This window comes from Citrobacter sp. Colony219, from assembly GCF_019382635.1.
GTDB lineage: Bacteria > Pseudomonadota > Gammaproteobacteria > Enterobacterales > Enterobacteriaceae > Citrobacter > Citrobacter youngae.
In genome coordinates, this window is record NZ_CP080033.1 from 2,694,970 (window position 1) to 2,714,185 (window position 19,216).

Here is a 19,216-nt window from a genome sequence, read left to right on the forward strand (position 1 = left end):
CGATTAAATTATTGAATAGTCACTCAATGAAATTATTGCCACATCCACAGCTAACGTGCCAGAGGGTGCATGATGTTTAAGAAAGGGTTAACGGTGTTATTGCTTGCCAGCGCGCTTTTCTCCGGCCAGCTTTTCGCAACTCATCAGGGACATGAATATCTTCAGGTACAGGATGCCGATCACCTATTACGACACACGGCCGACAGCGATGAGCTGCGAGTAACGGCGGAAGAATCCGCCGCCGATCTTCGCGAGCACCACCACTGGCAGAAATCACGCAAACCCGATATCCATATGAGTTAACCGTCAGCCTTTACGCTTCGGCAGCGTCTTCATCAGGTCTTCGGGGCTGACGGAAGCCACTACGCTGCCCGGCAATGGCATCTTCAGGATGTGATGTTTCATCTTGCCGATCACGTGCATTTCGCACGGTCGGCAATCAAATTTCAGCGTCAGCACTTCATCGCCATTTACCAATTGCATCGGCGTGGCTTTCCAGCTCTTGATATTCCCTTTCGCCTGTTTCGGACACAGATTGAATGCAAAACGCAGGCAGTGCTTGGTAATCATCACTGGAACATCGCCCTTTTCTTCATGCGCTTCATAGGCTGCATCAATCAACTGGACGCCATAACGGTGGTAAAACTCACGCGCTTTATGGTTATAGACGTTAGCCAGAAAACTCAGATGCGTCTGTGGATAGACCGGTGCCGGCTGGGCAACAGGTTTACGACTGCCACGCCGGTAGTTTTCCAGACGCGCGGCATCCAGCATGTCGATGGCTTCACGGCGCAACTGATTCAGTTGACCATTCGGTACAAACAGCGCGCCCGGCAGATTCACCTGAATATTACGGGCGTAGTACATCGTCTGCCCAAGTTTTGCCAGTCCGTCCTGTAGGTTACTCAACGCTTTTTCCGCATTGTTCGCTTCCTCAAACTGACCATCCAGCGTATGGGTGATACTCACGCCGTCTTCACTGGTCAGTGTCAGGATCAACTGTTCCTGCCAGCCGCCCAATTCAATATCAACCGCGACACGGCGTTCGCTGGAGGTTTTGGTCAGCGCCTGTTGCCAGTTATGATCAAGGTTGCGATTCAGCGGATGGTTAGCACGAACTTTGTGCAGATCGGCAGGCATTTCATTCGGCCACACCCGATAACGATTGTGCCCGGTTTTTTCAACGGTATTAGCGCGAAATCCCACGACCTCACGCTTGATTAACACGTTCAGGCCATCCCCGTTTGCCAGCGGTTCCGTCACGTCGACATCAAGATAATCCTTCGCCACCTTCAGGACTTCACCCACTGGCAAGCCAATGAATTTAGGTGAGTCGAATGCACCAATGTCGCCTTTACGGGCATTTACAAAATAGTCAGTGCTACCGCGGTGGAAGGTTTTCTCCGTAGATGGCGTGAAGAAATGCTCAGTGCGACCTGCAGATGAACGAGCCAGATCGCCGCGTTCTTCGATGATGGCATCCAGCATCTGCCGGTAATGTGCAGTGATGTTTTTCACATAGCTCATGTCTTTGTAGCGCCCTTCAATTTTGAAGGAACGTACTCCGGCATCAATCAACGCACCGAGGTTGGCGGTCTGATCGTTATCTTTCATCGACAGCAGGTGTTTTTCATACGACACCACCCGGCCCTGATCGTCTTTCAGGGTATACGGTAGTCGGCAGGCTTGTGAACAGTCGCCGCGGTTAGCACTGCGCCCGGTTTGCGCATGAGAGATATAGCACTGGCCTGAATAAGCAACGCATAACGCACCGTGGATGAAAAACTCGATCGTCGCGTCCGTCACCTGATGAATCGCGTGAATCTGCTCAAGACTCAGTTCGCGCGCCAGTACAATCTGCGTGAATCCGACATCAGAAAGAAACTTCGCCTTCTCGACGCTGCGAATATCACACTGGGTGCTGGCATGTAGTTCAATCGGTGGGATATCCAGTTCCAGAATCCCCATATCCTGCACAATCAGCGCATCAACGCCAGTCTGATACAAATCGGTAATTAACCGCTGAGCAGGTTCCAGCTCATCATCATGCAAAATCGTGTTCAACGTCACAAAGATTTTCGCCCCATATCGATGAGCGAATGGCACCAGTTCAGCGATGTCTTTCAGGCTGTTACTGGCGTTATGACGCGCGCCAAAACCCGGTCCGCCAATGTAAACGGCGTCAGCACCGTGCAAAATGGCTTCACGCGCAATGGCGGTATCCCGGGCCGGGCTTAACAATTCAAGGTGATGAGGTTGCTGGCGCATACAGTTGTTACCATCCACAAGCGGTAAAAATGGCGGCTATTGTAGTCAGAAGCGCGACATTTCGGAATAGTTTTCCCGATTAACCGCGTGGGTAATGGATCAGGGAATGAAAGTGAACCGTCTGTTCGCTGCTGTTACGGTAACTATGTGCAGTATCACCCGCAAAACGGACACCCTCACCCGATTTGATGGTTCGCCACTGTCCGTCAATGCACATATCCAGCAGGCCACTAATCACCACTACGTGCTCAATCACACCGGTTTCATGCGGTGTAGATTCACTCAACGCCCCCGGTGCCAGCAATATTGAAAAATGGTCAAAACAGAGTTGTGGGTCCCATGGAAACAGCGGTGTCACTACCATTGCCTGCTGTTGGGGATCAAAAGTCGCTGTGCCTTCTGACTCTGGTGGTGAAATAAACGTCGAAAACGGCACGTTCAGTCCGGTGGCAATTTTCCATAGCGTCGACACTGTTGGGCTGGATTCATTGCGTTCTATCTGCCCCAACATGGCTTTGGAGACACCCGTTTCTTCTGCCAGACGCGACAGACTCCATTCCCGCTGGTGACGTAATGTCCGGAGCGTGGTAGCCAGATAGTGGGTTAAATTGTCCATTGTCGCCTTCCTCTATCTCCTGTTTCTGTCCATCAGCTTATCACTTGTACGCTATAACGCACAGTGCTACAGTGAATGACCGTTATAACGCACGCGGAGTCGCTATGCGCACATTATTAATCCCTTTGCCCACCGTTTTATCGGGTTTTGTTGCCGTGCTGGTCGGCTATGCCAGTTCAGCAGCCATCATCTGGCAAGCGGCGGTTGCCGCAGGCGCAACGACCGGGCAGATTGCGGGCTGGATGACCGCACTGGGAATCGCGATGGGCGTGAGTACGCTGGCATTGTCAGTGTGGTATCGTGCTCCCATCCTGACCGCCTGGTCTACGCCCGGTGCTGCGCTGCTGGTTACGGGTCTGCAAGGCGTGACCATTCAGGATGCTATCGGCGTTTTTATTGTTGCTAACGCGCTGATAGTCCTGTGTGGTGTGACGGGGTTGTTTGCACGTCTGATGCAAATAATCCCACACTCACTGGCGTCGGCAATGCTGGCTGGGATCCTGCTGCGTTTTGGTTTACAGGCATTTAATAGTCTTAATAATGAGCTTCTGCTGTGCGGCAGCATGCTGCTGGCGTGGCTGGTGTTAAAAGTTGTCGCGCCCAGGTACGCCGTCATTGCTGCCATGCTGGTGGGTACCGCCATCGCACTGCTAAAAGGTGACATTGTCACTTACAACATTAATTTATCTCCGGTGATGCCTGAATTCATCACCCCCCACTTTTCTCTTGCACACAGTATAAGCATCGCATTGCCGTTCTTCCTGGTTACCATGGCGTCACAAAATGCTCCTGGCATTGCCACCATGAAAGCGTCAGGTTATTCCTTGCCCGTTTCACCGCTGATTGTCTTCACTGGTCTGTTAGCGCTGCTGTTTTCACCTTTTGGCGTTTACTCTATTTGTATTGCCGCCATAACCGCGGCAATTTGCCAAAGTCCCGAAGCACATCCTGATGCCAAACGACGTTGGCTCGCCGCCGCATCGGCAGGCGTTTTCTATCTTCTGGCTGGTGTATTTGGTGGTTCGGTCACAGGACTGATGGCGGCCCTGCCCGTAAGCTGGATCCAGATGCTGGCTGGCCTTGCTTTACTCGGTACGATTAGCGGTAGTCTGTATCAGGCATTGCTTCATGAAGCGGAGCGAGATGCTGCAATCGTCACCTTTCTGGTTACTGCCAGTGGTTTGACCTTAATGGGGATTGGCTCTGCGTTCTGGGGATTAATCGCCGGAGGGATATGTTATGCCACGCTGAGATTATCGCGACGCACGTAATTGCGTTGGCGTCTTGCCCGTCATCTGCTTAAACCGATTGCTAAAATGGCTTGCTGAACTGAATCCACAAGCCATCGCGATATCCGACAAGCTACGTGAAGAATAACGGACCAGTTGCTGCGCCAGCGCCATACGACGCTGCATAACATACTGATGCGGGGCCATATTCATCGACTGGCGAAACATTCTGGCAAAGTGGAAATCGCTTAGTGCCGCTTCGCCTGCCAAATCGCTGAGGGTCATTGGGTAGGCCAGATGTGCGTCAATATAGGCCAGCACATTGCGCAATGTGGCTGGCGCAAGCCCACCGGTTACCACCGGCGGCCGCCATTGAACGTTGCTGTAATGTTGAATCAGATGCGTCAGCAACAGCGAAGATGCCGCGCTGAGCGTTAGATGATTAGCCGGTTGCTGCCAGTCATTACCCAGTAAAAACTGGCGATAAACCGCCGTGATCCCCGGATCGCTGCCGAACGTATGTTCGTCCAGCGTGAAGCTGTAAGGGCTTTTGTCCCAAACTTTCTCACCCACTTCCCGCAGATGCGCGTCGGTACAATAAAGATGTACAAAGGAAAGATCGTCACGAATATCCCAACTGGATTCGCTCTCTTTCGGCATCAGGCAGAAGCGATCCGGGCCGCCGCCGTTTTTCCAGCCCCCTGCCGTCTTGTGATAGCTTTCGTAGCCATCCGCGATATATAAACTGAGCGTGTGGTGATCGCAATACTGAGTGATGGTGTCGCGCTTGTTCGACCACGCCGCCAGTTGGATCCCCGAATGTAACGCAACCGACTCATGCAGCACGGCATTATGTTTGCGTAAGTTTTCAAAGGCGCCATAGGGCTGAGACATACCATCACATTCAAAATAAGTTAGCAGGCTTTCAGTCTATATCAGCTACATGTTGTTAACAGCCTCCTTTTCACTTTCGCGAGAAAAAAAGCGCAAGATTTTGCAAGTCTGCCGCAATCAGATGAAAGCCAGCCCCGGCCAGCCATGACACTGTGTGCGCTTAAATACAAAAATGAGAGAGATGTATGAACGCATTGTTGTACTGCCTGGTAGTCGTGATATGGGGAACGACATGGATTGCCATTTACCTGCAGCAAGGTCCGGTAGCTGCCCCGGTCTCTATCTTTTGGCGCTTTGCGGTCGCCAGTTCGGTGATGATCCTTCTCCTGCTGTTCAGCGGCAAATTGCGTAAGCTCTCCGGACGCGACCACCTGTTTTGTCTGTTACAGGGCGGGTGTGTTTTTTGCTTCAATTTCTGGTGTTTTTACACGGCCGCAGCGTGGATTAATACCGGTCTGGAGTCGGTAATTTTCTCGATGGCCGTGCTGTTCAATGCGGTGAATAGTTTTGTATTTTTTGGTCAAAAACCACCGATACGCTTTTATTTCGCCGCGGCGCTGGGGTTGACGGGTATCATCACCCTGTTCTGGCAGGATTTGGTCAATAGCGGCCTGAATCATACGCTGCTGTTGGGTATTGGTTTAAGCGCTCTGGGAACGTTTGGTTTTTCCCTGGGCAATATGATCAGCCTGCGCCATCAGAAAAAAGGGCTTGAAGTGATGACTACCAACAGCTGGGCCATGCTGTACGGTACCTTGCTAATTGCCATCATTGCACTGGTGCGCGAGGACAACTTCACGCCGCAGTGGACGTTCAGCTATCTTAGCGCGCTGTTATATCTGGCTATTTTTGGCTCGGTGATTGCTTTCGGCGCCTATTTCACACTGGTAGGACGCATCGGTCCGAGTAAGGCCGCCTACAGTACGTTACTTTTCCCGTTGGTCGCGCTGACGCTGTCAACATTGTATGAAGGATACGTCTGGCAGGTTAACGCAATTGCCGGATTAGTGCTGATTTTGCTGGGTAATCTGGTGATGTTTGCACGCCCGGAGGCGTTAGTGGGGAAACTGCTGTACCGTCGTCGGACGGCATAAAAAAAGCGCACCATCAAAAGATGGTGCGCTCAGCATTACTGTTTTTTGTTGACATCAAACATGGAGGCGTCTGTCGCCATGTCATCAACAACTTTCTTCAACGTTTCGAACGCCATCGGTGTACTTTCGTTGTTCAGGTCCTTGCCTTCACCCTGACGTACCACTTTAATCACCGGCTTATTGGTTGCCGCATCGATCAATTCACCTTCAAAATAGAGGTGAGTATCCATGGTGCGGTGACCTGTCGCCATTTGTGTCCCCGCTACGAGTAACGCAACCGGAACGACTTCATAGAACTGCAGCCCTTCCTTGCTGGTTGCGACACCGGTAATCGCGCCACGGAAAATCAGGCTGCGCGGGCCGGGGGTCGTCACCAGGGGTTTACGTTTACTAATGGCGGTTTTCATTTGCGTATTGGTATAGCTCAACAGTTTATCCAACACCTGTTGCCCAACCTGAGTCGTTGGTTTAGGAATCGGATAATAGGTTATCGGGTTATACACAATACTGTCATATTTGGACTCATTGAAGTTGGGATCAACCCAACGCAGCACAGGCTGTCCTGTTGCCGATTTCGTTTCCTTCAGGCCAGAGTAATCTTTTAAAAAACCTGAATATTTATCTGGCTGCGTGATTTTTGACGCACAGCCTGATAACGCCAGTAAACCCGTAAGCACTGCAACTTTAAATAAAGTTTGAGCACGCATGGAACGATCCCTTAGTATTTGCAGATATGCATCTGAAATAATAGCAAAAGGAAATCATTTTGGATGTGCGAAAAATGGTAAGCGCCGCACAATTTTATTTTTGCGCTCAGCACAAAAAATGCTGAACGCAGAGCGTGGGCCATCAGCCGATTTTGCGGGCCAGCATAGTCGCAAAACGCAGTTTAATGCGATTGCCGTTTTCGTCTGTACGATGCAGTTCCCCCACGTCTTCGTTATATTTCAGCAGCTCCCATCCGCGGTAATAGTTGCGTAATTCCCCCGCTTTAAACGCGAACGGGAAGCCAACAGTGCACGGGAAATCATCGGTATCCATCGCCGCAACGATTAAGTTATATCCACCCTGTTTCGTGCAACGTTGCATATTTTCGATAAGCCCCGGAATGGTTTTCGCTTCGAGGAACATCAGCACTACGGTAGACAGGATAAAGTCGTATTCACCATCAAAACTCAACGCATTAAGGTCCGCGACGCTTGCCTGCAGATTAGTCAACCCTTCGGCTGCTTTGATACGCTCAAGATTAGCGATGCTCATGGGATTTTTATCCCATGCTGTCACATCATAGCCGTTTGCCGCAAGGTACAGGCTGTTTCGACCGTTACCGCAGCCCAGGTCTAACGTTTTGCCTGGCTTAACAATTTTCGCCGCTTCAACGACATCGGAATGCGTACGGGTTAGATCGTATTTCTCAGTAAAGTAGTTTTCGTCGCAAAGGGTCATTATTTATCCTCAGATTTCAGTAATGCAGCACGCTCCGTGCGGATGAGCAGTTTCCCCTGCATCAACAATGCAAACGTACGTACCAGTAATAATGCAATGATAACATTGGTAAAAATAAACAGAGGGATCGACAGCATATGAAAAAATCCCGATTCGCTGCCGTGTCCCAGATGCAGCCCCGTTGTCGCCAGGGCCGACACGCCGAACGAGAAGCTCCAGAAAGACGCATTAAACGGCTGAGACAGATACCACGGCATGAGGCGTAGCATAAACAGCAGTTGCAGCAGACCATAGCCAAACAGCATTTTGGCCAACGTATCGCCCTCGCCGCCGTTGACGCTAAGCCAGGCGCTGCAGGCGACCAGCGCAGGCGCCAGCTGAATGCCAAGCGAGGTACGTAATGCCGTTGGCAGCTCGCCGCAACTGCGTAAACGCTGCAGGATCACCGGCTCGAGGCTGAGCCAGGAAAATACCCCTGCGCCCAAAAACACCAGTCCTGCGTCGTTGAAACCCAGCGCACCACAGGCCATTGCGCTAATAAAGTTATTGGCGACAGTCGGCAAATACAGCCCCGGTGTGGTGGCTTCTTCTGGGTGATCTCCGCGCCATAATCCTGCCGTTTGCCAGGCCGCGTACGCCAGTTGGATAACGACCCCAATGCTGAACAAGCCAAGCGCCAGCGGTCGATACCACGGGACAAAACCAATCGCGACCAGCATGGTTGTGGCCGGAAACAGACTGACAAAGCTACTCATCACTGGATGACGAATCTCCGCCAAAACGCTATGCGGAAAACGCAGTAAACGACTAAAAAAGGCCAGCGTCAGCAGCCCCCAAATGACCATGGCCAGGATGACTAACCCATCGCCTATCCAGTGGCTCACAGGCCACACCTGACTGGCATATCGCCACGCAAATCCCATCCCGATGATGCCCAGTACCATGCCAAAATAACCGGCCGGAAGATTAAGGACCCGATCACTATGCTTGTTATTACTCATTTTGTTTATTTTTTAAAGTATATTTGAAATGCATTTTATGGAAATTATGGCGATTTAGCCAGTACGGAAAACTTTGCTACGTTTAACTAAGGTGCGCAACACGGAAATGAGCTATGACCAAATACCGTCTGAGCGACGAACCTCGCTCCTTCAGTTATCAGGATAATGGCAACAAAAGAAGCGTATTACTACGCCAGATAATTGCACTGATCGATTTTAATGATGTTCCGGCCGGCACGCCTGGTGGCTGGATTGATAATGAAGCCGTACTGGCGCAGTGCGGTGATTGCTGGATTTACGATGAGAACGCGATGGCATTTGCGGGGGCAACCATTTCTGGAAATGCCCGCATTACGCAGGCCAGCGTGGTCAGAGATGGCGCACAGATTGGCGGTGCCGTATGGATAGATCGGGCTGAAATTAGCCATGGCGCGCAAATACGTGACAACGTCACCATTCAAAATTCTGTTGTACGTGGCGAATGTTTTTTGTCGGGCGATGCACGTGTTCTGGGAGGCTCCGAAGTCATCGCCGCCAAAGGGTTAACCCGTGAAAGTGACCAGCCCCTACAAATATATGATCGCGCAACCGTAAACCATTCACGCATTGTGCATCAGGTGCAGATCTATGGCGATGCAACCATTGACTACGCTTTTATTGAACATCGCGCCGAGGTTTTTGATTGTGCCCGCATCGAGGGTAATGAGGAAAATAACGTTTGGATCTGCGATTGTGCGAAGGTATACGGCAACGCCCGCATCATCGCTGGTACCGATGAAGATGCGATACCGACCCTGCGCTATAGCTCCCAGGTGGCTGAGCATGCGGTGGTTGAAGGTAACTGTATCCTGAAACACCATGTGCTGGTCGGGGGGCATGCAAAATTACGCGGCGGGCCACTCTTGCTGGATGGACACATCCTGATTGAAGGCCACGCCTGTATTCTGGGTGAAGTGCTGATCGAGCATCATATTGAGATAACCGGTCAGGCCCACGTTGAAGCCTTTGATGGTGATGCAATCCATCTGCGCGGGCCAAAAGTGATCAACGGCGAACAGCGTATTACGCGCACCCCCCTCGCCGGTTTATTCTGAAGCGCTATCAATGATACGGGCATAGAGATTCACATCATGATAACCATCCTTGAGAAACTCTGCCTGCTTTAAACACCCTTCCAGCTGAAAACCGTTGCGCAGCGCCACCTGGTTACTTTCCAGGTTATCGACGCGGCATTTAATAATGAACCGACGGATCTCGCCACTCTGAGCATAATGATGAATCAGTGCCTGTAGCGACCGGGACATAATACCCTGTCCCTGATGAACTTCATCCAACCAGTAGCCAATGTAAGCCGCTTTATTCAGCGGTTCTATTTGGTTAAATGAAATAACGCCAACCACTTCACCTTGTTTGAAGATAAGGAACATTTTGGCGTAGCCACGCTGGTGCAACATCATATTCCCCTGCACATTCTTACGCGTATCGTCCTCAGATTCGACAAGCTGCGGCCAGTTCAGCGATCGCTGGAGCCACCCTTTATTTTTGAGCACCAGTCGATGCAAAGGCGTGACGTGTTGTTCTTCTACTGCCCGCAGTTCCAGCGTGTCACTGACTGTAATAATTTCTGACATGTTTATCTCCTTGGCGATTGTAAACGGGGGATTTCTGACTGGCAGTAGCCGATATTAATCTGCTTAGCGCCGTGGATGTCATATTTTTATGCTGTAACAGCAATCACTTAGAAACAATCTCTGGCGCGGAAGCCGTTACTCTGGATGTCCGGTTATCCCATGCCTGGATAGGCCGTAATGATGACAACAACACTTTCATTCTATTGCTAAGGAGCAAGCATGGCAGCACCTTTGGGTCGTTTAGCACTTATTCCGCTTTTACTGATTACCGCCTGTCACCAACCCGTCCCCACCACGCAAGCGGGTCCTGTCCCCTTTGCCGTTAACAAACAACCGGTTGTAGATAATACCACGCTGGAAATTTCCCGTAGCGCGCTGGAATATAACATTCATAAGGTTCAGCAACTGCTGGGAGACAAAACCCGGATGTGCGCCATTCTTAAAGGCGATGCGTATGGCCACGATCTCTCACTGGTTACGCCGGTGATGATGCAAAACGGTGTGCAGTGTATTGGCATCGCCAGCAACGAGGAGATTAGCATTGTTCGTCAGTCAGGCTATACATCGCAGCTGATGCGCGTTCGCAACGCGACGGAAAAAGAGATGCGCCAGGCGGCGGATTTTGATACCGAAGAGCTGATTGGCAATCTGGATATGGCTAAACGTCTGAGTGCAATTGCCCAGGAGAAAGGGAAAACGATTCGTATTCATCTGGCCCTGAACTCTGGCGGTATGTCACGAAACGGTCTGGAAGTCAGCACCGCGGCAGGTCTGGAAGAGGCCCGCGCCATTTCCACGTTACCCGGTCTGAAAATTGTTGGCATCATGTCACATTTCCCGGAAGAAGATGCGGCGGTGGTTAAACGCGATCTGGCCCGTTTCAATACGCAATCGGCCCAGGTACTCAAAATTACCGGGCTTAAGCGCGAAGATGTCACCCTGCATGTCGCGAATACGTTCGCCACCCTGACCGTTCCTGAATCCTGGCTCGACATGGTGCGTGTTGGCGGTATTTTTTATGGCGATACCATTGCCAGCACCGAATACAAACGCGTCATGACGTTTAAATCCGCAATCGCGTCGGTAAACCATTACCCCAAAGGAAATACCGTCGGCTATGACAGAACCTATACCCTTAAACGTAATTCCGTTCTTGCCAATATTCCGACGGGTTATGCTGATGGTTATCGTCGCGTGTTCAGTAACGTGGGGCACGTATTGATCCACGGCCAGCGGGTTCCTGTACTGGGTAAAACATCCATGAATACCGTGATTGTTGATGTGACCGATCTACCGCAGGTTGCCTCCGGCGATGAAGTGGTGTTATTCGGTAAACAGGGAAATGCGCAGGTGAGCGCAGAAGAAGTCGAAGAAATTAGCGGCGCGCTGTTCACTGAAATGTCGATCCTCTGGGGGGCGACAAACAAACGCGTAATGGTCGATTAACACCTAAAACAGGAAGGGCTTCCTTTTCTCGCTGGAAGCCCTTTTACACAGTGAGCACAGTACTATTTAGCTCTCACTGACACTCTCTCTTTGCAAAATTTTGAGCAAATCTTCCTTCAGGTGAAGTTTCTGTTTCTTAAGACGAACAATGTCCAAACTGTATCCCCGACCATCCGAACCTTCCAGTCTGGAAATCTCATGATCAAGGCTGTTGTGTTTTTCGAATAAGGACAGAAAACGAGGATTCTCGGATTTCAGTCGGGAAATAAGGTCTCTGTATTCTGGAAACATACTTTCTCCCTGTTAGTGGTAAAGAATGTGTATAAGAAATACACACCTTCAGCTTATCGGTTTGAGTCAGGGAAAAATGCGAGCAGGATCGAGTAAATAGTGTACAGAATTTTTTAAGAAAATGACGAACATGGCTCCCCGTCAGGAGAGCCATAAAGGTGAGGATCAACGCATTTCGCGGTCGTCAACGTACTGACGTTTATCCGGCGCTGGCGGGAAGTACTGATACAGCCAGGTTTCACTGATGGCGTCGCCCTGACAACGCAGGAACATACGCATATCTACCGGATCGGTTGAGTCAGAAGTCGGATACCAGTCAAACTGAATACGGTAGCCGTCGATAGGTTCAACGTAGAGGATCTCAATCTGTTTCGCTTCACCACTCGAAAGCGTAATTACCGGTTCAATACCTTTCGGCGCGGCGGCTTTTAAATCTCCACCAACGAAATCAACGGCAAAACGTCGTGCCCATTTTTCCGGATAGTGCTCGCCCGGCGCCCATCCTTCCGGGAAGCCGCCCATACCTGTACGGGTCGCCATCACGCGGGCCAGCGGAGAGCGCACCGGCGGCTGAGCGCTCCAGTACAGGCGATATTTGAATTCCAGTTCATCGCCGGCTTTGATCTTCTTCTCCGGCTGCCAGAAGCAGACGACGTTATCCAGCGTTTCACCAGTCGTCGGGATCTCCATTAAGCCAATGGTTCCCTTGCCCCACTGGTTACGTGGCTCGACCCACAGGCTGGGGCGCTTGTTGTACCAACCCATAATGTCCTGATAGTGGGAGAAGTCACGATCCAACTGCAGCAGGCCAAATCCGCGCGGGTTGTTATCGGTATAGGCATTAAACTGCAGTTTTTGCGGGTTATTCAGCGGACGGCAGATCCACTCGCCATTGCCCCGCCACATCGCCAGACGGTCGGAGTCATGAATTTGCGGGTGAATGGTGTCACACATCCGGCGTTCATTGTTACCACAGCTGAACATGCTGGTCATCGGCGCAATACCGAGTTGCTTGATGTCTTTACGTGCATAGACATGATTCTGTACATCCATGATCACCTGCGTTTTCTCACAGTGGATCACAAACTTAAACGCGCCGGTCACGCTTGGGCTATCGAGCAGTGCATAAACAGTAAATGAAGTGGCGCCCGGTTTAACCGTTTCGAACCAGAATGCGGTGAAGTCCGGGAACTCTTCTTTGCTGTCGGTATACGTATCAACCGCCAGACCACGCGCCGACAAACCGTACTGATAGGTGTCATCTACGGCGCGAAAATAGCTGGCACCGAGGAAAGACACGACATCGCGACGAGCCAGTTCAGGCGCTTTGAACACGCGGAAACCGGCGAAACCGAGATCGGTTTGCCCTTCCAGCTGTTTGGTATCCACACCGGCATCGTTGTACTTGAAAAGCTCCGGGCGGAAGTGGATCTCACGCGCCATATGCGTACTGTCATCAACCGAGTACATGCGTACGCGGCGACGGAAGCCCATTCCCACATGGAAGAACTGCGCGTCAAGTTGACGATTTTCAACGTTGTTCCACAGTGACTGTTCTGCGTCGTACTGAATACTGTTGTAAGCCTGCGGCGTCAGTTTAGCCAACGTATCCGGCAATGCGCGCGGCGCGCCGCCCCAGGGTTTCTGTGCTAAATCATGGGCCATCGATTGCAGAACGGAAAAATCAAAACGTACGGTTTTTCCGTCTGCAATGTCAGACTCTGCCGCATAGGCGGCGCGGGAAAAGAGTGATGCAATACCACTGGTTCCGCACACGGCGGCCACTGCCATTGAACCTTTAATAAATCGTCTGCGATTCATGCCTGAAAGTGAGTCCTTCTGGTCGTGTAAATGGTCCCGCGCCGGTCAAAATCTGCGGCAAGAGAGTGCACATTTCTGACCGCTCACTCTAGACAAAATTCATTAATAATCCAATTGTTGGTCGACGATTATCTGTACAAAATCGAAAATATTTTATGTCGATGAGAACAGGCCGAATCCCGTGTAAATTCAGTTAAAGTAAACCACACCGCCGTTTACTACGTTCTTCTGCCTCCTGATACAACGCAAACTCATCATATACTGCGCAGCCCAGCGCCTGTTCAAAGGCATCGCGGCTGGAATTACCGTGGCTGCGCGCCTGCGTTTCATTACCCAGATTAGACTGGAAAATCCCTGCGGCGCTCACGGGCAAAAAATCCTCGTAGGTGATGGGTTGCGCAACCAGCCACCCTCGCTCAATGAGCGGCTGCGGGTCGTCATCCGGACGGATAGCCTGCCGATGCGCCTCGCCCGACGGCGTCAGGCGATAACGGAACCAGGCAAGCCCTTGCTGGCGCAACAGAAACTCGCTGTCCGGGAACGCCTTAAACACGTCCTGAAGATGCAACTGGTGCGTCAGGTTATCTTTCCCCGTCCCCGCTTTACTCAACAGTTCGTCGTACAACGCCCGGCCTTTTGGCGTCAGCGCCACACCACGTTGCTCGATTTCGCCAAAACGTGCTGTGTGAGTTCCACGCATTTCGCCGGCAAACAACACCGGTTCTTCCAGCGCCTTAAAGCTGGTCTGTCGCAGCAAGATAGGCACCTCGCGCCGTGGTGGGCCTTCAATGAGAATTTTCGGTGCAATACCGCACTCCGGCATCATCGACTGCACCCGATCGATATCCAATGTACGCGGCGTCAGATGGTTGATATGACAACCAGGGAAGCACACCACATCGGCAATCAGTCGATGCTCGTTATGCAAGGCATGATACGTTTGTTCATCTACGGTGGCGTGTTGATGCCAACGGAACGTTTCCAGTGCCTCATGCACAAATTCCTGAGCTTGTGCGGGTGTGAAACGACCCTGTGCATCAAACTCATCCAGCAGTTCGTGACAACGACGCGTGAAAATATCACGCTTTGCGAGGATCTCCGCTGCCTGCTGGCGCAACACCGCGTTCTCGATTAATTCGAGGCGTAATAACGAGGTAAATACCCGGAACGGGTTGCGCGAAAGCGAAGCATCGTCGATGGGACGAAACGCCGTGGAATGGACGGGGACGCCGGCCTGGGAGAGATCGTAATAGCTAACCGGATACATCCCCATAATGGCAAACATCCGCCGTAGTGTAGACAACTCCTGCGCAGTACCGACCCGAATTGCCCCATGGCGTTCAACATTGAGCCGTGCCAGTTCATCCGCATTGGCCAGTTTTTCATGCAGCGTCGGATTATTTTCCAGTACCGCCAGATTCACATCAGCGACAAGTTCCAGCAACGTGCCATACTGCGGGACTTCCTGCTGGTACATTGCTGACATTGCCTGCGAAAATTGTTCCCGAATCTCATCAGCCGTGATGGTGTTCGCCATAATGTCATGCCTCCAGTGAATATTACCTGGAGTGTAGAAAACGCCGCTGAGTCCGGTGGGAAGAATTTACAAACTGTGATCCCGCATAAATTCCCCCCACCCACAAAGGCAGTGAACTGAAGCTTACTGACGCGGTTTTAACTGACGTTCCAGCCATGGCAACATCTGTTTTTTACGACTGAGCATGCCTTCGACCTTGCAGGGTTGCGGTAACTCTGACAACTCAGATCCAGCGAACCACAGGCTGGTATCGCCAAGATTGATGTCCGTCAGCATCAGTACCACCAGCGCAGCCTGATTTTCCTCAGCATAACGGGTCATCTCCTCGCGGAGATCGTCCAGCATACCGTCAACCTGGCGCAATGCATACAGCTCGAGTTGCGCCACGCAGACTTTATGCCCATGAATGGTGAACGTTTTAATGTCTTTATGCAGCAGCTCACGGGCACTCATGTCTTCGACGCTGGTTTTGGCCGACAACAGATCACGGCTAAAAGCGTCCAGATCCACACCCGTTTTTTGGGCCAGAGCCCCCACCGCCTGGCTGTCATCCGGTGTAGTAGTCGGCGAGCGAAGCGTGACAGTGTCACTTAAAATAGCCCCCAGTAGCAAAAAAGCCTCCGCAGACGACAGCTGACTGCGCTCGTCATCCGCCATCAGTTGCCACAACAACGTCGCACTGCTGCCAACAGGTTTGACCCAGACCTCTGGAGGAAGACGAGTCACTAATCCGCCGAGTCGATGATGGTCGATGATACCAACGACATTGCTCTCAGACAGCGATTCCGGCCCCTGTGTCGGTTCGGTGAAATCTACCACCCAAACATCCTGATCGGTCAGCGGAAACGTGAGTCGTTCGGGCATGTCCAGTCCTGCATGCGCAAAGATAAATTGCGTTTCGCGGTTCGGTTCGCCCAGACGCCATGCCGTCGCCTGCTGGCCGCGTAACGTAAGCCAGCGAGCTGTCATTGCCGCGGTGCAAATGGCATCGCTATCGGGGTTAAGGTGCCCTATTACATGGATCATGGTCAGTGCCTTGTGATGATGGATGATGAAAAAGCGAACAATTGTCCGAGTATAACGACTGGCTACATTCCCTTCCATGATCCCACTACGCGGTCATGCTGTACAAAACATAAGCAAAATAAATCAGTTGTAAGTAAAATGCGTTAAATGTTAATAATATTTTGCTATCAAGTTATCAAAAACAAACAACTTCACTTGTCACCAATACGGCTCTGTTTTTAACATCGCTTATGGAAAAAAATGTTCTGTTCAATCAGCGCATTCGCTTGCGCCATCTTCATACTTTTGTCGCCGTTGCCCAGCAGGGAACGTTGGGACGTGCGGCCGAAACCCTTAACCTGAGTCAACCAGCCCTCTCCAAAACACTGAACGAACTGGAGCAACTGACCGGAACCCGACTCTTTGAACGCGGTCGCCTTGGTGCACAATTAACGTTGCCCGGCGAGCAGTTTCTTACCCATGCGGTAAGAGTGCTTGATGCACTCAACACTGCCGGGCAGGCATTAAATCATCGTGAAGAATCTCAGAATGATGTCGTGCGTATTGGTGCCTTGCCAACAGCTGCGTTGGGTATTCTTCCGGCGGTAATCGGTCCTTTCCATAAGCAGCAAATGGAGACTACGCTGCAAGTTGCCACCATGAGTAATCCCATGATACTGGCCGGTTTAAAATCCGGGGAGATCGACCTCGGTATTGGCCGTATGGCCGATCCGGAATTGATGGTCGGTCTGAACTACGAACTGTTATTTCTGGAATCGCTCAAACTGGTCGTGCGTCCTAACCATCCATTGTTACAGGAAACCATCACGCTGAGCCGGGTGATTGAGTGGCCAGTGGTGGTTTCGCCGAAAGGAACCGCCCCTCGCCAGCATGCTGAGGCATTGTTGCAAAGTCAGGGCTGTAAAATGCCGCCGGGTTGTATTGAAACGCTGTCAGCATCGCTCTCCCGTCAACTGACGGTTGATTACGACTATGTGTGGTTTGTCCCTTCAGGCGCGGTTAGAGAAGATCTGCGCCAGGCAACGCTGGTGTCATTGCCAATTCCCACCCACGGTGCGGGTGAACCCATCGGTATTCTTACTCGTGTCGATGTGCAACTCTCTCAGGCCGCCCAGATCCTTATCGCCGCAATACGCAAAACCGTACCTGTTTAATCGTATTGATGATTGGGTCTGTTATTACCGGCAGGCCCACCCCATGTAAATGTTCAATATATGGACGGTAAAACCGTCATAAAACACAGCTAAAAAGCGTATTTTTCCTTACAAGTAAATTAAGCAATGCTTATTATTGATGATATCTCTGTCGAATAATGGCGGATGAAATTCTCTACACAAACTTACATCTATAAATTTTCTTTTAGAATTCAATGAGGAATAAAAAATCAATCTAATTAATTTAATACTATATTACATTAAATAATTAGCTATTGCCCCTAATCTAATTCTTAAAAAAAACCAACTACAACTTCACCTGCTATCCAGTCAGAATCTCGGGATATATAATGTCTTCGCTATTTAATTTGTTATTAAGGAAAATAACGTGAAATTTGTTAATTGTATAAGTGCAGCAGCGCTTCTGATCGCAGGGGCTGCTTTTCAGGCCCAGGCGGCTGGTTCTGACTCTGCAAACATTGACTTTGCAGGAAACATTACATCATCAACCTGTGATGTCAGTATTGATGGTATTTCTGCTTCCAAAGAAGTCAAACTGCCAGACATCACCGTTTCTGCGATGCAAGCGGCTGTCAGCAGTCCTGCGATGAAAACCAAATTTCAGATCACCGTTAAGAACTGCGCCACTGAACCAGCAGGCGGTAAAGTAAAAGGCCAATTTTCAACAACCGGTAATTACAACAGCACCAGCAAAGCATTGTTAAACGCTGCAACAGGAGATAAAGATGCGGGTTTCCAGGTAGAAGATACCGCAACCAGTACTATTATCGATTTTACATCAGCCACACCGCAATCTGAAGCCACTTACGATACCACCAACGGTGCAGAATTTAATTACACCGTCGGTTATATCTATTCAGGTTCTGGCACGCCGACCGTTGGTGTAGTGAAAGCGAATACCACCTTTGTAACAACCTACCCCTAACAAGCTGTGTAAGGTCAAGAATAGTTAATAACTCTGCTGCAACTTTTAATTCAAGGTTGCAGCTATTTAACCAAGATATAAATGATATGAATCTACAAAATACATTCAGAATAATTATATTTTCTACCACTATCTCTTTCAGCTATTCGTCAGTCGCCAGCATAGTGATTAACGCTACCCGTGTCATTTACCCTTCCGACGCGAAAGAGGCGCTCATTAAAATGGTGAATCAGGGGCAACAACCTTTATTAGTCCAGTCCTGGTTAGACGATGGTCATGAAGATGTTGATCCGCAAACCTTAAACGTCCCTTTTATCGCCTCCCCCCCGGTAAGTCGGGTCGATCCTAAACAGGGATTGACCGTACGCTTAAACTGGGACGGTCAACCGTTACCTACCGATCGTGAAAGCGTGTATTGGTTTAATGCACTTGAAATCCCCGGCAAAAATAAAGATGCCGCCAAATCGAATCAACTGCAGATCGCGCTGAAAACCCGCATCAAAGTATTTTATCGCCCGGCATCCCTTCCAGGTTCGGCGGATGACGCAATCCAACATCTGAAATGGAGCCTTGCTAACCAAGGTAAACAAGTTTGGGCGACGGCGAAAAATGACTCTCCTTATTTTGTTTCGCTTGTTGGCGCTAACATCACTTCCGGAGGGAAAAAATACAAAATTGAGCCCGACATGGTCGCCCCTTTTTCCAGCGCCAGCTATGAAGTGAAAACGCTCACCACTCCTCGGCTAGAATCCGTTTCATGGACAGCCGTCAATGATTACGGGGCTAACGTTGACGTAACGGATAAATAAAGAACAC

General features: G+C 50.5%; 19 protein-coding genes. 8 read left to right on the plus strand and 11 right to left on the minus strand.

Annotated features, from left to right (window positions below; all coding sequences use genetic code 11):
* Positions 1–72 precede the first annotated feature (72 nt).
* Complete coding sequence (locus JTI85_RS12015) at positions 73–303, plus strand: DUF2554 family protein (RefSeq protein WP_137346033.1); 231 nt, start codon at positions 73–75, stop codon at positions 301–303.
* Between the two features lie 3 nt (positions 304–306).
* On the opposite strand, the gene JTI85_RS12020 is transcribed toward JTI85_RS12015, so the two are convergent.
* Positions 307–2,268 carry a U32 family peptidase gene (locus JTI85_RS12020; RefSeq protein ID WP_116360062.1) on the minus strand — a complete coding sequence of 654 codons (1,962 nt, stop codon included), beginning with the start codon at positions 2,266–2,268 and terminating at the stop codon, positions 307–309.
* 79 nt (positions 2,269–2,347) lie between these two features.
* On the minus strand, positions 2,348–2,884 hold the full coding sequence (locus tag JTI85_RS12025; RefSeq protein WP_137345994.1) for a helix-turn-helix domain-containing protein: 537 nt from the start codon (positions 2,882–2,884) through the stop codon (positions 2,348–2,350).
* A gap of 104 nt (positions 2,885–2,988) precedes the next feature.
* Between JTI85_RS12025 and JTI85_RS12030 the strand changes: the two genes are divergently transcribed.
* A complete protein-coding gene (locus JTI85_RS12030; RefSeq protein WP_048211595.1) occupies positions 2,989–4,155 on the plus strand; it encodes a benzoate/H(+) symporter BenE family transporter in 1,167 nt (388 codons plus the stop codon).
* Here JTI85_RS12030 and JTI85_RS12035 read toward each other — a convergent pair.
* Positions 4,138–5,007, minus strand: a complete 870-nt coding sequence (locus JTI85_RS12035; protein ID WP_115602015.1) for a helix-turn-helix domain-containing protein — start codon at positions 5,005–5,007, stop codon at positions 4,138–4,140. The genes JTI85_RS12030 and JTI85_RS12035 overlap by 18 nt on opposite strands.
* Positions 5,008–5,192: 185 nt before the next feature.
* Here JTI85_RS12035 and JTI85_RS12040 point away from each other — a divergent pair, with 185 nt between their 5' ends.
* A complete protein-coding gene (locus JTI85_RS12040) occupies positions 5,193–6,101 on the plus strand; it encodes a DMT family transporter (protein WP_061067947.1) in 909 nt (302 codons plus the stop codon).
* Between the two features lie 35 nt (positions 6,102–6,136).
* Here JTI85_RS12040 and JTI85_RS12045 read toward each other — a convergent pair whose 3' ends face one another.
* The 3 genes from JTI85_RS12045 to tehA all read right to left on the minus strand — a co-directional run bounded on the left by JTI85_RS12045 (position 6,137) and on the right by tehA (position 8,548).
* Complete coding sequence (locus tag JTI85_RS12045; RefSeq protein ID WP_048211592.1) at positions 6,137–6,808, minus strand: DUF3313 domain-containing protein; 672 nt, start codon at positions 6,806–6,808, stop codon at positions 6,137–6,139.
* Positions 6,809–6,950: 142 nt separating this feature from the next.
* Positions 6,951–7,547 (minus strand): tellurite resistance methyltransferase TehB, encoded by a 597-nt coding sequence (tehB, locus tag JTI85_RS12050; RefSeq protein WP_061067948.1) that lies wholly within the window; start codon positions 7,545–7,547, stop codon positions 6,951–6,953.
* The gene (gene tehA / locus JTI85_RS12055) at positions 7,547–8,548 is read right to left on the minus strand and encodes a dicarboxylate transporter/tellurite-resistance protein TehA (RefSeq protein WP_061067949.1); all 1,002 of its coding nucleotides are present in this window, start codon (positions 8,546–8,548) and stop codon (positions 7,547–7,549) included. The genes tehB and tehA overlap by 1 nt, the downstream gene beginning before the upstream one ends.
* A gap of 113 nt (positions 8,549–8,661) precedes the next feature.
* On the opposite strand from tehA, the gene ydcK reads away from it, so the two are divergent.
* Positions 8,662–9,642 (plus strand): YdcK family protein, encoded by a 981-nt coding sequence (gene ydcK / locus JTI85_RS12060; protein ID WP_048211589.1) that lies wholly within the window; start codon positions 8,662–8,664, stop codon positions 9,640–9,642.
* Here ydcK and rimL read toward each other — a convergent pair.
* A complete protein-coding gene (gene rimL, locus JTI85_RS12065) occupies positions 9,634–10,179 on the minus strand; it encodes a 50S ribosomal protein L7/L12-serine acetyltransferase (protein ID WP_219351552.1) in 546 nt (181 codons plus the stop codon). The genes ydcK and rimL overlap by 9 nt on opposite strands.
* 219 nt (positions 10,180–10,398) lie before the next feature.
* Here rimL and alr point away from each other — a divergent pair, with 219 nt between their 5' ends.
* Positions 10,399–11,625, plus strand: coding sequence for an alanine racemase (gene alr / locus JTI85_RS12070; protein WP_048211587.1), 1,227 nt, complete (start codon positions 10,399–10,401; stop codon positions 11,623–11,625).
* 66 nt (positions 11,626–11,691) lie between these two features.
* On the opposite strand, the gene JTI85_RS12075 is transcribed toward alr, so the two are convergent.
* The 4 genes from JTI85_RS12075 to JTI85_RS12090 all read right to left on the minus strand — a co-directional run bounded on the left by JTI85_RS12075 (position 11,692) and on the right by JTI85_RS12090 (position 16,300).
* On the minus strand, positions 11,692–11,916 hold the full coding sequence (locus tag JTI85_RS12075; RefSeq protein WP_003020276.1) for a YdcH family protein: 225 nt from the start codon (positions 11,914–11,916) through the stop codon (positions 11,692–11,694).
* A 165-nt stretch (positions 11,917–12,081) separates the two neighbouring features.
* The gene (locus tag JTI85_RS12080) at positions 12,082–13,737 is read right to left on the minus strand and encodes a glucan biosynthesis protein D (RefSeq protein ID WP_048211586.1); all 1,656 of its coding nucleotides are present in this window, start codon (positions 13,735–13,737) and stop codon (positions 12,082–12,084) included.
* A 193-nt stretch (positions 13,738–13,930) separates the two neighbouring features.
* Positions 13,931–15,274 (minus strand): VOC family protein, encoded by a 1,344-nt coding sequence (locus JTI85_RS12085; protein ID WP_219351553.1) that lies wholly within the window; start codon positions 15,272–15,274, stop codon positions 13,931–13,933.
* A 123-nt stretch (positions 15,275–15,397) separates the two neighbouring features.
* Entirely contained in the window at positions 15,398–16,300 is a 903-nt protein-coding gene (locus JTI85_RS12090; RefSeq protein ID WP_061067954.1) for a manganese-dependent inorganic pyrophosphatase, read from the minus strand.
* Between the two features lie 230 nt (positions 16,301–16,530).
* Here JTI85_RS12090 and JTI85_RS12095 point away from each other — a divergent pair, with 230 nt between their 5' ends.
* The 3 genes from JTI85_RS12095 to JTI85_RS12105 all read left to right on the plus strand — a co-directional run bounded on the left by JTI85_RS12095 (position 16,531) and on the right by JTI85_RS12105 (position 19,209).
* Entirely contained in the window at positions 16,531–17,454 is a 924-nt protein-coding gene (locus JTI85_RS12095) for a LysR substrate-binding domain-containing protein (protein WP_048211583.1), read from the plus strand.
* 388 nt (positions 17,455–17,842) lie between these two features.
* Entirely contained in the window at positions 17,843–18,400 is a 558-nt protein-coding gene (locus JTI85_RS12100; RefSeq protein ID WP_061067955.1) for a fimbrial protein, read from the plus strand.
* An 86-nt stretch (positions 18,401–18,486) separates the two neighbouring features.
* Positions 18,487–19,209 carry a fimbria/pilus periplasmic chaperone gene (locus JTI85_RS12105; RefSeq protein ID WP_115643366.1) on the plus strand — a complete coding sequence of 241 codons (723 nt, stop codon included), beginning with the start codon at positions 18,487–18,489 and terminating at the stop codon, positions 19,207–19,209.
* Positions 19,210–19,216: the final 7 nt, after the last annotated feature.